At 58.5% G+C, this 13,968-nt stretch carries 9 protein-coding genes and 1 pseudogene; 9 read left to right on the top strand and 1 reads right to left on the bottom strand.

The features are described from left to right. Nucleotides 1-67: 67 nt before the first annotated feature. The 8 genes and pseudogenes from trpE to NYE69_RS22590 all read left to right on the top strand — a co-directional run bounded on the left by trpE (nucleotide 68) and on the right by NYE69_RS22590 (nucleotide 8,624). Complete coding sequence (gene trpE, locus NYE69_RS22625) at nucleotides 68-1,630, top strand: anthranilate synthase component I (RefSeq protein ID WP_340928044.1); 1,563 nt, start codon at nucleotides 68-70, stop codon at nucleotides 1,628-1,630. 18 nt (nucleotides 1,631-1,648) lie between these two features. Then, the gene (trpD, locus tag NYE69_RS22620) at nucleotides 1,649-2,689 is read left to right on the top strand and encodes an anthranilate phosphoribosyltransferase (RefSeq protein ID WP_340928042.1); all 1,041 of its coding nucleotides are present in this window, start codon (nucleotides 1,649-1,651) and stop codon (nucleotides 2,687-2,689) included. Next, nucleotides 2,679-3,518: an indole-3-glycerol phosphate synthase TrpC gene (trpC, locus tag NYE69_RS22615; protein ID WP_340928041.1), complete on the top strand. Its 840-nt coding sequence runs from the start codon at nucleotides 2,679-2,681 to the stop codon at nucleotides 3,516-3,518. Before trpD ends, trpC begins: the two co-directional genes overlap by 11 nt. Beyond that, nucleotides 3,511-4,173 (top strand): annotated as a pseudogene (locus NYE69_RS22610) (phosphoribosylanthranilate isomerase); the annotation flags it as partial. The gene trpC and the pseudogene NYE69_RS22610, both read left to right, overlap by 8 nt. Before the next feature lie 27 nt (nucleotides 4,174-4,200). Continuing rightward, complete coding sequence (gene trpB, locus NYE69_RS22605) at nucleotides 4,201-5,406, top strand: tryptophan synthase subunit beta (RefSeq protein WP_340930492.1); 1,206 nt, start codon at nucleotides 4,201-4,203, stop codon at nucleotides 5,404-5,406. Next, on the top strand, nucleotides 5,403-6,224 hold the full coding sequence (gene trpA, locus NYE69_RS22600; protein ID WP_340928040.1) for a tryptophan synthase subunit alpha: 822 nt from the start codon (nucleotides 5,403-5,405) through the stop codon (nucleotides 6,222-6,224). The genes trpB and trpA overlap by 4 nt, the downstream gene beginning before the upstream one ends. A gap of 163 nt (nucleotides 6,225-6,387) precedes the next feature. Continuing rightward, nucleotides 6,388-7,485, top strand: a complete 1,098-nt coding sequence (gene hisC / locus NYE69_RS22595; protein WP_036621946.1) for a histidinol-phosphate transaminase — start codon at nucleotides 6,388-6,390, stop codon at nucleotides 7,483-7,485. Between the two features lie 44 nt (nucleotides 7,486-7,529). Continuing rightward, a complete protein-coding gene (locus NYE69_RS22590) occupies nucleotides 7,530-8,624 on the top strand; it encodes a prephenate dehydrogenase (RefSeq protein WP_340928039.1) in 1,095 nt (364 codons plus the stop codon). A gap of 967 nt (nucleotides 8,625-9,591) precedes the next feature. Here the strand turns inward: NYE69_RS22590 and NYE69_RS22585 are convergent. Continuing rightward, nucleotides 9,592-10,515 carry an AraC family transcriptional regulator gene (locus NYE69_RS22585; protein ID WP_340928038.1) on the bottom strand — a complete coding sequence of 308 codons (924 nt, stop codon included), beginning with the start codon at nucleotides 10,513-10,515 and terminating at the stop codon, nucleotides 9,592-9,594. 149 nt (nucleotides 10,516-10,664) lie between these two features. Here NYE69_RS22585 and NYE69_RS22580 point away from each other — a divergent pair, with 149 nt between their 5' ends. Continuing rightward, on the top strand, nucleotides 10,665-13,943 hold the full coding sequence (locus tag NYE69_RS22580; RefSeq protein ID WP_340928037.1) for an alpha-mannosidase: 3,279 nt from the start codon (nucleotides 10,665-10,667) through the stop codon (nucleotides 13,941-13,943). Nucleotides 13,944-13,968 lie beyond the last annotated feature (25 nt).

Raw genomic sequence — 13,968 nt, 5'->3', positions numbered from 1 at the left:
AAATCTTTGGACCTCTACTTCGGTAGAGGTTTTTTTATTTTTATATCCCGATAAGGAAGTGAGAGACATGGCAACCCCGCAAGTAGAACAGGTCATTGCTTTGGCTAAAAATTACAATCTGATCCCGATTACCCGGACGCTGCTCGCCGATTTGGAGACGCCGATCCGCATTTTCCGCCGCGTCGCCCAGCGGGAGCGGGCATTTTTGCTGGAGAGCGTGGAGGGCGGGAGCCAGTGGGCGCGCTATTCCTTTATCGGCACCGACCCGTTTCTGATGATTTCAGCGAAAAAAGGAGAAGTGGTGCTGGAACGCGCGGACGGCAAAGAAACGCTGCGTTCGGCGAAGCCGCTCGATGAGCTGAAAGCGATCCTGCGGGGTTACCGCAGTCCGAAGCTTCCGGAAATGCCGCCGTTTACCGGCGGAGCGATCGGGTTTTTCGGCTACGATTTGCTGCAGTATTACGAAAAGCTTCCCGCCCACCGGGTGGACGATCTGAATATGGACGATATGCAGTTTATGTTTTGCGATCAGGTCATCGTGTTCGACCACGTCAAGCAGCGGATTCTGCTGGTCGCCAACGTACACGTCAAGGAAGGCGACCGCGACGAGGACATCCGGCGTTCTTACGAGCTGGCGGAACGGAAGCTGGACGAGGCGGCCGACCTGCTGCACCAGGAGGGACCGGGCGAAAGCTTCAACCGCCGCCCGCTGCCGGTCGTGACCGATTTGGGCGATGTCCGTTCCAACCTGACCAAGGAGCAGTTTATCGCTAATGTGGAGAAAGGGAAGGAATACATCCGCGCCGGAGATATTTTTCAAGTGGTGCTGTCGCAGCGGTTCCATATCGAAACCGAGGTTGATCCGCTCCATGTGTACCGGGTGCTGCGCACGCTCAATCCTTCTCCTTACATGTACTATCTCAAGCTGGACGGCGAGATCATCGTCGGAACGTCGCCGGAGGCGCTGGTGAAGGTGGACAGCGGGCGGGTCGAGACGCGGCCGATCGCCGGCACCCGGCCGCGCGGGGCAACGGAGGCGGCCGACCTCGCCTTGGAAGCGGAGCTGCTCGCGGACGAAAAAGAGCGCGCCGAGCATCTGATGCTGGTCGACCTGGGCCGCAACGATTTGGGCCGGGTTTCGGAATTCGGCAGCGTTCAATGCGAGTCGTACATGGAAATCGAGCGATATTCGCACGTGATGCACATGGTTTCGAAGGTTTCCGGCCGGCTGCGCGGCGACAAGGACTTTTTCGACGCTTTTCTGTCCTGCCTGCCGGCGGGAACCGTATCCGGGGCGCCGAAGCTGCGGGCAATGGAGATCATCGCCGAGCTGGAGAACGAAGCCCGGGGCACCTATGCGGGGGCGATCGGGTATCTCGGATTTTCCGGCAATATGGACTCGTGCATCACGATCCGGACGATCGTGTTTAAGCACGGAAAAGCTTACGTGCAGGCCGGCGGCGGGATCGTCTGGGATTCCGTGCCGGAAAACGAATATCAAGAGTCGGTGAACAAGGCCAAAGCGCTGCTGACGGCGATCCGTACGGCGGAGCAGATGTTTCCGCCCGCGGCCAAGGACGGCGATGTGCTGAACCAAGACTATTTATACGAATATATCCCGGGAAAATAAAGAAAGGAGCGAATGGCAATGGCAGGACAGCAAGCGGTGCAGGACGGGATCAACCGCCTGATTCAAGGAGAAAATTTGGGACGGGAGGAAGCGCGGGGCGTCATGCAGGCGATCATGAACGGCGAGTCGACGCCGGCGCAAATCGGCGGGCTGCTGACGGCGCTGCGCATCAAAGGCGAGACGGTCGAGGAGATCACCGGCTTTGCGGAGGCGATGCGCGGGGCGTCGAGCCGGATTGTGACGGAAACGAGCCGGCTGCTGGATACTTGCGGTACTGGGGGATCGGGCATCCACAAAATCAACATCTCGACGACGGCGGCGATCGTGGCCGCGTCGGAGTCGGTGCGGGTGGCGAAGCACGGCAACCGCTCGGCCTCGGGGCGTTCGGGCAGCGCCGACGTGCTGGAAGCGCTGGGCGTGAACATTCAGCTCGACGCCGAGCAGGCCAAGCGGTGCCTGGACGAAATCGGCCTCTGCTTCATGTTCTCGCAGCTTTATCATCCTTCGATGAAGCATGCGGCCGGCCCGCGCAAAGAGCTTGGCATCCGGACCGTGTTCAATATGCTCGGGCCGCTCACCAATCCGGCGGGCGCGGATCGCCAGGTGCTCGGCATTTACGACCGCACGAGAACGGAAACGATCGCCGAAGTGCTGCGCGAGCTCGGTTCCAAGCGGGCGCTGGTCGTCAGCAGCGAGGAAGGGCTGGACGAAATCAGCCTCTCGTCGGCAACGCGGGTATCGGAGCTGAAGGACGGCGTGGTGACGACGTACGAGCTGCAGCCGGAGGATTTGGGACTTGGCAAGTATCCGCTCGGCGCAATGATCGGCGGCGATCCGCAGACGAACGCGGCGATTGTGCAGCGGGTGCTGAGCGGAGAAAAAGGCGCTTACCGGGACATTGTGCTGGCGAACGCCGGCGCTTGCATTTACGTCGCCGGGCTGGCGGACAGCATCCGCGAAGGCGTCGCCATCGCCGCGGCGGCAATCGATTCGGGCAAGGCCTACAGCAAATTGGAGCAGTTAATTCGGACAACGGGGGAATTAAGTTATGTATCTTGAGCGGATTGTGGAGACCAAAAAAAGCGAAGTCAAGCAGCTGGCCGCCGTGTTTTCGCTGGCCGACGCCGAGCGGCGCATCGCGGAGCTGGCGCCGGCGCGGGGCTTTCACCGTGCGCTCGCTTCCGGGCGCAAACGGGAAATGGGCTTGATCGCCGAGGTGAAGAAGGCATCGCCGTCCAAAGGTCTGATCCGCCCCGATTTCCATCCGGTGGAGCTGGCGAAGAGCTATGAAGCGGCGGGGACGGACTGCATTTCCGTGCTGACGGACGAGACGTATTTTCAGGGGAGCGGCGCCTATTTGTCCGCCATTCGCGAGGCGGTGAAGGTACCGCTGCTGCGCAAGGATTTCGTCATCGACGAGCGGCAAATCTACGAAGCGCGGCTGCTTGGCGCGGATGCCGTGCTGCTGATCGCGGCCATCCTCAGCGATGCGCAGCTGCGCGAATATCTGAAGACGGCGGCGGCGCTTGGGCTCGATGCGCTCGTGGAAGTGCACGACCGCGAGGAGATGGAGCGGGTGCTGGCGTTAGGGACGGCGGGGCTCATCGGCATCAACAACCGGAATTTGCGGACGTTTGAGGTGTCTCTGGAGACGACGGCCGCGCTTGCCGAGTTGGTGCCGCCCGAAGTGACGCTGATCAGCGAAAGCGGCATCCGGACGCGGGAAGACATCGCGTATTTGGCGGCGAACGGAGCCAAAGGCGTGCTGATCGGCGAAACGTTTATGCGCCAGGCGGATGTCGGGCGGGCCGTTCATGAGTTGATGGGGCTTTTGCCGCAAGCGGCCGCGCCCGGAGGTACCGCGGAAAGAAGGGTTGCTCATGAGTGATGCGGCAGCGGTTAAACAGCGGGAAACGGCGGTAAAAATTTGTGGACTTCAAAGCGTTGAAGTGCTAAAATCAATGGTGAACTTGCCCGTGGATTACGTTGGATTCGTGTTTGCGCCAAGCAAGCGGCAAATCGACGGCGCCCGGGCGGCGGAGCTTCTTCCGGTGCTTCGCGAGTGGAGCGGGGGGGAACGTCCGCAAAGCGTCGGCGTTTTCGTCAACCCCTCGATCGAGGAACTGGCGGGTATTATGCGGCAGGCGCCGCTGGATATTTTGCAGCTGCACGGCACGGAAAGCCCGGAGTTTTGCCGGGCGGTCAAAGCGGCGTTTCATGTGAAAATTTTCAAAGCATTTTCCGTAAAACAAGACGGATCGGTTCATGGCGAACGGTCCTTGGCAGCATATAGCGGCATATTGGATGGGATCTTGCTCGATACTTACGATCCGAAATACGGCGGGGGATCGGGTGTGACGTTCAATTGGAGCGCCGCAGCCCCGTACCGGCGTTGGGCTAAGGCGCAGGGCATTCCTTTTCTCGCCGCCGGCGGGCTGCATCCCGAGAACGTGCGGGATCTGATCGATGCGCTAAAGCCCGACGGGGTCGACGTTTCGAGCGGTGTGGAGACGAACGCTGTTAAAGATATCGCGAAGGTTGCCGCCTTCGTAGAGAGGGTGAAGCATAACATGAAGCAAGCGCAAGTGCCTGATGAACACGGACGCTTCGGTCCGTTTGGCGGCCGTTATGTGCCGGAAACGCTGATGAACGCGCTGATCGAACTGGAAGAGTCCTATTTAAAATATAAAGACGACCCTGATTTTCAGCAGGAAATCGCTTATTTGCTGAAGCAATACTCCGGCCGGGAGACGCCGCTGTATTTTGCGGAGCGCTTGACCGAGCATTTGGGCGGGGCGAAAATTTATTTGAAGCGCGAGGATTTAAACCACACCGGGGCCCACAAAATCAACAACGCGATCGGTCAGGGGATTTTGGCCAAACGGATGGGCAAGCAAAAAGTGATCGCCGAAACCGGCGCCGGACAGCACGGCGTAGCCACCGCCACCGTCGCCGCTTTGCTTGGTCTGGAGTGCAAGGTGTTTATGGGCGAAGAGGATACGAAACGCCAGCAGCTCAACGTGTTCCGGATGAAGCTGCTGGGGGCCGAGGTTATCCCCGTCATGTCGGGGACGCGGACGCTCAAGGACGCCTGCAACGAGGCGCTGCGCTATTGGGTCAGCAACGTGCATGACACGTTTTACATCCTCGGTTCGGCGACCGGGCCGCATCCGTATCCGATGATGGTGCGCAACTTCCAGCGCATCATCGGCGACGAGACGAGACGGCAAATGCTGGAGTCCGAAGGTCGGCTGCCCGACATGCTGGTGGCCGCAGTCGGCGGCGGAAGCAACGCGATCGGGATGTTTTACCCGTTTATCGAGTACAAGGACGTCCGGCTTGTCGGCGTCGAAGCGGCCGGGAAGGGCGTGGATACCGAATTCCACGCGGCTACGATGACCAAGGGCAAAAGAGGCGTGTTCCAGGGCTCGATGAGCTATTTGCTGCAGGACGAACACGGCCAGGTGCAGCCCGCTCATTCGATTTCGGCCGGTCTGGATTACCCGGGCATCGGGCCGGAGCATTCCTATTTGAAGGATATAGAGCGCGCCAAGTATTACCCGATTACCGACCGGGAGGCGCTGGAGGCGCTGCAGCTGCTCAGCCGGACGGAGGGCATTATCCCCGCGCTGGAATCGGCGCACGCCGTGGCGCAGGTCGTGAAGATGGCGCCCGGGATGAGCCGTGATGAGATCGTCGTCATTTGCCTGTCCGGCCGCGGCGACAAGGATGTTGAATCGATTATGGCATACACGGAAGGCGGGGAATCGTTATGAGTACGGCGCTGGTCAACTTGCTGGATGCGACGTTTGCGAAGCTGAAGTCGTCCGGGAAAACGGCGCTCATTCCGTTCATTACCGTCGGGGATCCCGATCCGGAAACGACGCTGGACATTCTGGCCGTGCTGGAGCAGGCCGGAGCCGATATCGTCGAGCTGGGCGTTCCTTATTCCGACCCGCTTGCCGACGGTCCGGTCATCCAACGCGCCTCCGAGCGGGCGCTGGCGCACCAAATTACGGTTGAGACGTGCATTCAAACGGCGGTAAAGGCCAAGGCGCGCGGCATCAAGCTGCCGTTCGTGCTGTTTACGTATTACAATCCCGTGCTGCAGATGGGGCTCCCGCACTTTTTTGACCTGCTGCAGGAAGCGGGGATCAGCGGGCTGATCATTCCCGACTTGCCGTACGAAGAAGCGGCGGAGGTGCTGGAGCTGGCGGATGCCGCAAACGTCAGGCTGATTCCGCTCGTGGCTCCGACCTCCAGCGGCCGGATCACGCAGATTCTGGCCCGCGCCCGCGGTTTCGTGTACTGCGTGTCTTCGCTCGGGGTTACCGGGGAGAGAGCTTCTTTTCACGCCAGCGTCGACGAATTCATCGCTTCGGTCAAAGCCGAGACCGATCTGCCCGTGGCTGTGGGCTTTGGCATCTCCAACCGGGAGCAGGTCGAGCGGTTTGCGGACATTTGCGACGGAGCCGTCGTCGGCAGCGCGATCGTGCGAAAAATCGAAGAAACGCTGCCGCTGCTGGGAAGCGAGTCTTCCAAGGAACAGGGATTGTTGCAAATTCGCGACTTTGTGGCACAATTGAGGGTATAGCGGCTATTTAAGTTGAACTTTTGAATGCAGATGATAGGGCAGCCGCGTGAAATGTTCTTACGATCGCTGTTGTTCGCAGATTTCTTTCGATTGGCTAACTCACCGTTTTTCATTAGTTCAACTGATTATAGCAGGGAGAAAGTTACAAAGGGAGGAAAAATGCATGTTGCCCAAACCCCAGATCGTGGGTCTGCCGGTATATCAGCCCGGTAAACCGATCGAAGAAGTAAAAAAAGAGCTCGGCCTTGATGATGTGATCAAGCTGGCCTCTAACGAAAATCCGTACGGCTGTTCCCCGCGCGTCCGCGCCGCCATTGAGCAGGAGTTTATGAACATCAGCCTGTATCCGGACGGCAGCGCGGCGGAATTGACGGAGGCGGTGGCGGGGCATCTTGGCGTCAACCGGGAGCAAATTATTTTCGGCTGCGGCTCGGACGAAATTATCGCGTTGATTGCCCGTGCGTTTTTTCTGCCCGGCGACGAAACGGTAATGGCCGATCAGACGTTCAGCGTTTACAAGAGCAACGCCGATATCGAAGGCGCGGTCAGCATCGAGGTGCCGCTGAAGGACGGCACGCATGACCTGGAGGCGATGCTCGCCCGCCTCGGCACAAAAACAAAGATCGTATGGATCTGCAACCCGAACAATCCGACCGGAACGATTGTTCCGCACGAGCAGCTCGTTTCTTTCCTGGATCGGGTACCGGGCCATGTCCTCGTCGTGCTGGATGAAGCTTATGCCGAGTATGTGACCGATGCCGCTTATTCCGACGGAATCGGTTTGCTTGAGAAATATCCGAACTTGGTCGTATTGCGGACGTTCTCGAAAATTTACGGGCTCGCCTCGCTGCGGATCGGTTACGGCGTGGGCCAGCCGGCGGTGATCAAGCTGATCAACCAGGTGCGCGAGCCGTTCAATACGTCCCGCATCGGGCAGGCGGCGGCCAAAGCGGCCTTGGCCGACCAGGAGTACGTGCAGGGCTGCCGCGAGAAAAACCGCAGCGGAATCCAGTATTTATATGAACAGTTTGATCGCTTGGGCTTGTCCTATTTTCCGGCTCACGGGAATTTCATCATGGTCGACGTTAAACGCCCGGCCGCGGACATGTTTCAAGCGCTGCTGAAGCTCGGCGTTATCATCCGCGCCGGTTTTCCCAAATATCCGGATTCGATTCGGGTGACCGTCGGTTCGGCGGAGCAAAACGCGAAATTTATAGACGCTTTGGAACAGGTGCTGAGCAAGTCGGCCACAGAGGTATAATTCAATTTTTGGTTTGCATATTCGCAGAAAACGAGTGAGATTACATGACAACAAAAATCGCCATATTTGGGGTAGGTTTAATCGGAGGATCGCTGGCGCTTTGCCTTAAGGGCAAGCCCGGCATCACCGTCGTGGGGCACGCGCATCGTCCCGAGTCTTTAAAACGCATCGTGGCGCGCGGCGTCGTGGATGCCGCGACGCTTTCCATGGAAGAGGCGGCCGAGGATGCCGACTTTATTTTTTTGTGCGTACCGGTCGGAAACTTGGAAGAGTATTTGGTGAAGCTGAACGGCCTTACGCTCAAGCCGGGCTGCATCGTAACGGACGTAGGCAGCACCAAAGCGGCGGTGGCCGCCCGTGCCGCGGCCATTTCGCGCCCCGGCGTGCATTTTATCGGCGGCCATCCGATGGCCGGGTCCGAGCGCTCCGGCGTGGAAGCGGCCTCTTCCTTGCTGTTCGAGAACGCCTATTATGTGCTGACTCCGTCTTCGGACATTCCGGAGGAGGCATACATACGCCTTGAGCGGCTGTTGTCGTATACGAAGGCGCAAATCGTCCGCGTCGATCCGATGCTGCACGATGAAATCGTCGGTGCGATCAGCCATCTGCCGCATATTATCGCGGTTGCGCTGGTCAACCAGGTGTGCGATTACAACAGCTCCAACGGGCTGTACCGGATGCTTGCGGCAGGGGGGTTCCGGGATATTACCCGCATCGCCTCCAGCGATCCTGTTATCTGGCGGGATATTTTGCTCAGCAACCGCAAGGTGGTGCTGGATTTGCTGAACGATTGGAACCGGGAGATCGAAGGCTTCGTCAAGCTGCTGGAGGACGAAAACGGAGCGGGGATTGAGGACGCTTTCCAAAAAGCGAACCGCTTCCGCAGCGAGCTGCCGGAACGGCGCAAAGGCGCGATCACTTCCTTGTTCGATATCTACATCGACGTGCCCGACCACCCGGGCATTATCGGACAGATCGCCACGGAGCTGGGAACTCGCCACATCAATTTAAGCAATATGCAAATTATTGAAAGCCGGGAGGATGTGCCGGGGGTGATGCGCCTTTCTTTTCGCCAGGAAGCGGAGATGGAGCGTGCGAAAGAGCTGCTGCAGGGGCTTGGTTACTCGGTCTATGTCTAAGCAGGGGGACAGGCAGCCCGTAAGGTGGTCCGAAGATGGCTTAAAGAACGCAGCGCCCGGGAAAAGCCGGGCGTGTGCGTTTTAGAGGCCGTAATTTGGGTAAGCCGTAGTATACCGTATTTCGCTGTGCGCAAGGCCGTTTAGGCTTTGTGTGCGCCCAAATTATGAAAGCGCTAAAAAAAGTTGTTGACAAAATGAAAACGGATACATTATACTAAGACTACAGTATGGTTTCTCTCCACTCCTATCCAATATCTGTTGCTCCAGCGTGAGCAAGGGCCGCTTCGAAAGAAGCGGTCTTTTTTTTGCTTTTGGCGGGCTGTTGGCGGCCGAATGGAGGTATTGGATGAGGCTAACGGACAGGGAAATCTTATTCCGAAAAAAACAGCCGCTATAAAATTGTAACGGACTCAAGTGCACCAGCGTTGCATTAACGCCTACACAAAATCTCTGGTACACCTTGCCCGCTACTCCATTTAAAATCACGCCAGAAATCTAACGGTCCAGAAATCTAACGGTTGTATTAGTCGCTATTTTGCCCAAAAAGCCCCTTTCTAAATTTTAACGGTTGTGAGCGCGGTTATTTGCTCTAATCTGAGCCCAAATCGCCGGGTTTTAGCTAAATAAGCGCCATGGCAACCGTTAGAATTTGAAAACGGCGATATTGGAGCAAATAGCGGCTGTGGCAACCGTTAGAGTGGTGGCGAGAATGCAACGCTAGTGACTCGTGACTCAGGTGCACTCATTTAGCTGAATTCACCGGATGTGACGGGGAAATGCACGGAATAAGGTCGATGGTGTCTTAGCTAGGCTGGAAAATGGATGTAGACTAAAATAACCGGGGAAATGAGCAAATAACGGCTCGGTGGTCCCTTAGCCAAGGGGGGCTCATGCCCCGGCAGACGTTGCAAGGCAAACGTTGCCCCAGAAAAGTTGCCCTAATAACGTTACCCCAACGGACGTTGCCCTAGTGACGTTGCCCCTGCCGAGGTTCCTCCCGGCCCAAATGCTGTTTGCGGTAGGCCTGCGGGCTAACGCCGTGTTTTTTCTTGAATGCCTTGCTGAAATAGTAAATATCCGGGAAGCCGGACTGCTCCGCCACCTCTTTGACCAATAGCTCGGGCTTAAGCAGCAGCTCGCAAGCTTTGGCCAGGCGGATCCGGTTCATTTCCTCGATGAGGGTCCGCCCCGTCTTCCGCTTGTAAAGCCGGGAAAGATGGCCGTAGCTCATGTGCAGGGAAGCGGCCAGTTCCTCCACGTTCAGGCGTTCTCCATGAAAATCCTCCAAATAGATTTCCACCTTGCGGACGAGGGCGTCCTTGGTTTCGCCCGGCTCCGCTATGGCCAGGCGACCGGAGCCCGGAATCGAAGTTAAAATTTCCAGGAACTGCACGAGCAGCAGCTGCAAATAAAGCGGGGAGCGGCCCGCTTCCGCCTCGTGAAACAGCTGGACCAGCAGCGGCCGAATCCCGTAATCGTCGCGGTAAGCGCCGGGAGGCCAGTCTTTGAGCAGGCTCAGCCGTTCGAACAAGCCCTGCCCGCCCGCATCCGGGCGGGTGCCGGATACGGGCCTGAACCGCCAACGAAAACAAACGCCCTCGTGCGGATCGTCACGATAGTATATATGGGAATGGGTCATGCCCGGAGGGATCAGGAAAAATTCGCCTTCGCGGACCATGACGTCTTTGTCCATAAACCGGGTCTGCATCCGGCCGGACAATACGTAGTTAAATTCGTACCAGGTGTGGGCATGGGCCGGGCATCTTCCGGCGCCGCCGGTTTGTTCGATCACGATATCGGCCCAGTCGATCACGGCGTCATCGACCCGGATTTCGCGGCACAGCCCGTTCAGCACGGAGGCCAGCTCTTGCCTCCATTTTTTCAAGTCCATAGGGATGCTCCTTTTTGTTTCTTTGCCCCAATCATATCATAATAGGACAAAAATTGATGAGGATTAGTAATTTACTTCAGGCCGTCCCGGAACGCAAAATGGGGGTGAAGTCAAAAGTTGAAACTTGCTCCAAGGGAGGAACGCAGTTCATGTTTTGGACGGAAGAAAAATTAAACGCGCGGATTCGCGAGCTTGAAGCTTATCGCTACCGCGATGCGGTGCCGATCGCCGAATTCCGCGCGCTGGTCGACGAGGAAGGGCGGATCGCAGCCAGACCGCCGAAGGGCGGGGAGTGGAGCGCGATGCCGGCCGGTGAACGCTGGGAAGGCCGCGACCTTTACTTGTGGCTGGAGGCCGAGGCGATAATTCCCCAAGCGTGGAAAGGCCGCCGGGTCGTCGGGGTATTTGATTTCGGGAAGACGGGCGGAGGGAACAACTCCGGCTTCGAGTCATTGCTGTATGTCAACGGAGAGCCTTATCAAGGGGTGGACTCCAACCATCAGGAGGTGTTTTTCCCCGCAGAAGCCGCCGGCACTTCCGTGCTGCTGCAATTTCGGCTTTGGTCCGGTCTGGAGGGCGGAGGTAAGCCGCAGGTCCAGGAGCACAGGCTGAAGCGGGCGGAAATCGCTTGGCTCGACGGGACGGTCGACCGTCTGTATTATACGGCCCGGGCCGTGATGCAGACCGTGGAAGTACTACATAAACACGCTCCCGAGCGGCCCGACTTGCTGACAGCGCTGGACCGGGCGTTTTTGCGGATCGATTGGTCGCAGCCGGGCTCCGAGGCGTTTTATGACTCGCTGGCGGCGGCCGAAGAGCAGCTGACGCGGGCGATTTCGGCGCTGCCCAAGTCGTCGCCGGTCACGGTTCGCTGCATCGGGCATACGCACATCGACGTGGCCTGGCTGTGGCGGCTCAAGCATACCCGGGAAAAAGCGGCCCGCTCCTTCAGCACCGTTTTGCGGCTGATGGAAATGTTCCCGGAATACGTTTTTTTGCAAACGCAGCCTCAACTGTACGAGTATTTGAAGCAGGATTACCCGGAGCTTTACGAGCAAATCAAGGAACGGGTCAAGGAAGGCCGCTGGGAGGCGGCCGGAGGGATGTGGCTGGAAGCCGACTGCAATTTGACGAGCGGCGAATCGCTGGTGCGGCAGCTGCTGTACGGCACCCGTTTTCTGCGCGAAGAGTTTGGTGCGGAATGCACATATTTGTGGCTGCCCGACGTTTTCGGGTACAGCTGGGCCTTGCCGCAAATCCTGCGCAAGTCGGGTTTCGATACGTTCATGACGACCAAAATCAGCTGGAACCAATACAACCGGATGCCGCACGACACATTTAAATGGCGCGGGATCGACGGCAGCGAAGTGCTGACCCATTTCATCACCACCCCGCAGGACGGCAGTTTCTGGTGGTACACCTACAACGGCAATATCGAAGCGTCCAGCGTGCAGGGCATCTGGGATACGTACCGGGATAAGGAAATCAACAAAGAGCTGCTCCTGTCCTACGGTTACGGAGACGGGGGCGGCGGCGTCAACCGGGAGCATCTGGAGCTGCGGCGCCGACTCGAAGCGATGCCGGGGCTGCCGAACGTCGTCACCGGGCGGGCCGACGAATATTTCGCCAAACTGCACGAGACGGTGGAAAAGGCCGACCGTTATGTCCACACATGGGACGGCGAGCTGTATCTTGAGTACCACCGGGGCACTTATACGAGCCAGGCTTACAACAAAAAAATGAACCGCAAGCTCGAACTGCTCTCCCGCGACGCCGAATGGCTGCTCAGCCTGGAGGCGCTGCTGGGCGGGGGTGACTGGGCCGCGTACCCGAAAGCAAAGCTGGACGAAAGCTGGAAAACGATTTTGCGCAATCAGTTCCACGACATTATTCCAGGCTCGTCGATTCCCGAAGTGTACCGCGACTCCAAGCTGGAATACGAGCATGCCGCGGCGCTGCTGCAGGAATGCCGCAGCCAGGCGATCCGCGCGTTGACCGGGGACCGGGTGGCCGGCGATGCAGCAAACGGTACCGCTACGATAGGCGATGCGGCGAACGGTACCGCCACGATAGGCAATGCCGTGACCAGCGATGCTGTGAACGGTGATCCGAAAGGCGAAGTGACCTATACCGTTTGGAATCCGTCCTCTTGGACGTATAGCGGCCTGGTCCCGGTCCATGGCGCCGAACCCGGCGGCCGCTGGACCGATGCCTTCGGCCGGGAGCTCGCCGCCGAGTTTGACGGAAGCACGGTATGGGTAAAGGTGGAAAACGTTCCTCCGTTGGGATTTATGACGATAAGCCGCGGCTCTGAAGGCGGGAAGGAGGAGGCAACCGCTTCGCAAGGAGCGTCTGCGGGAAGCGAAGCGGCCATAGAAGCGCCGTTTAAAGCGCTGCCGAACGGCATCGAGACTCCGCTGTATCGGATCGCTTGGAACGAACATGGCCAGTTGACCTCGGTGTTCGACCGGGCTGCCGGCCGCGAGGTGCTCGCCCCGGGGGAACGCGGCAACGTCTTCCAGGTGTTCGAAGACAAGCCGAAAATGTTTGAAGCTTGGGATATCGATATTTTTTATCAGGAGAAGATGCGCGAGGTTGAAGATCTGAAGGAGTGCCGGGTTGCGGCCGGCAAGCTGCGGGCGGAAGTCGCTTTTACCTGGCGGTATATGAACTCCACGATCAGCCAGCGGATGATCTTGTACTCGGGTGACCGGCGGATCGAGTTCCGGACGGAGGTGGATTGGCAGGAGCGCCAGCAGCTTTTAAAGGTCGCATTTCCGGTGGATGTACGGGCGACGGAGGCCACCTACGACATCCAGTTCGGCAACGTCAAACGCCCGACGCATTGGAACACCTCCTGGGATTTGGCCCGGTTCGAAACGGTCGGGCATCAGTGGGCGGATCTGTCGGAGCACGGTTACGGCGTCAGCCTGCTGAACGACTGCAAATACGGGCATGACATTAAAGACAATGTGATCAGGCTGTCGCTGCTGAAATCGGCGACCTACCCCGATCCGGAGGCTGATCGCGGGGAGCATACGTTCACGTATGCGCTGTATCCGCATGAGGGGCATTGGTCCGAAGGCGAAACCGTACAGGCCGCCGCGCTCCTGAATCAGCCGGTGTACGCTACGCGCGGTCAGGCGGCGGCATCCAATTTCTCCTTGCTGCGGGCCGTGCGCGTCAGCGGCAGCGGCGAAGCAGCGATCGACGCGGTCAAAAAAGCGGAGGACGGCGACGCTCTGATCGTCCGCTTCCACGAGTATAAAGGCGGCCGGGGGACGGTTCGCCTGGAGAGCGATCTCACTTTTGTCTCCTGGCAGGAAACCGACCTGATGGAACGCCCTGCCGGCGAACTCAATCGGGGTCCTGCCGAACTGCAGATTTCGCCGTATGAGATCAAAACGGTCCGGCTCGAGTTCCGCTAAGGCGGCGGGGGTGCCCGGCAAGCAT

The sequence above is a fragment of the Paenibacillus sp. FSL R5-0527 genome (assembly GCF_038008055.1).
GTDB classification, from domain to species: domain Bacteria; phylum Bacillota; class Bacilli; order Paenibacillales; family Paenibacillaceae; genus Fontibacillus; species Fontibacillus macerans.
Note: the sequence above shows the minus strand (reverse complement) of the source record. Positions and strands in the feature narration are given on the sequence as shown.

Coding starts and splice junctions, on each gene's coding strand:
- trpC (WP_340928041.1), top strand. CDS start 2,679: ATGTATCTTGAGCGGATTGTGGAGACCAAAAAAAGCGAAGTCAAGCAG.
- trpB (WP_340930492.1), top strand. CDS start 4,201: ATGAAGCAAGCGCAAGTGCCTGATGAACACGGACGCTTCGGTCCGTTT.
- NYE69_RS22590 (WP_340928039.1), top strand. CDS start 7,530: ATGACAACAAAAATCGCCATATTTGGGGTAGGTTTAATCGGAGGATCG.
- NYE69_RS22585 (WP_340928038.1), bottom strand. CDS start 10,515: ATGGACTTGAAAAAATGGAGGCAAGAGCTGGCCTCCGTGCTGAACGGG.
- NYE69_RS22580 (WP_340928037.1), top strand. CDS start 10,665: ATGTTTTGGACGGAAGAAAAATTAAACGCGCGGATTCGCGAGCTTGAA.
- trpA (WP_340928040.1), top strand. CDS start 5,403: ATGAGTACGGCGCTGGTCAACTTGCTGGATGCGACGTTTGCGAAGCTG.
- hisC (WP_036621946.1), top strand. CDS start 6,388: ATGTTGCCCAAACCCCAGATCGTGGGTCTGCCGGTATATCAGCCCGGT.
- trpD (WP_340928042.1), top strand. CDS start 1,649: ATGGCAGGACAGCAAGCGGTGCAGGACGGGATCAACCGCCTGATTCAA.
- trpE (WP_340928044.1), top strand. CDS start 68: ATGGCAACCCCGCAAGTAGAACAGGTCATTGCTTTGGCTAAAAATTAC.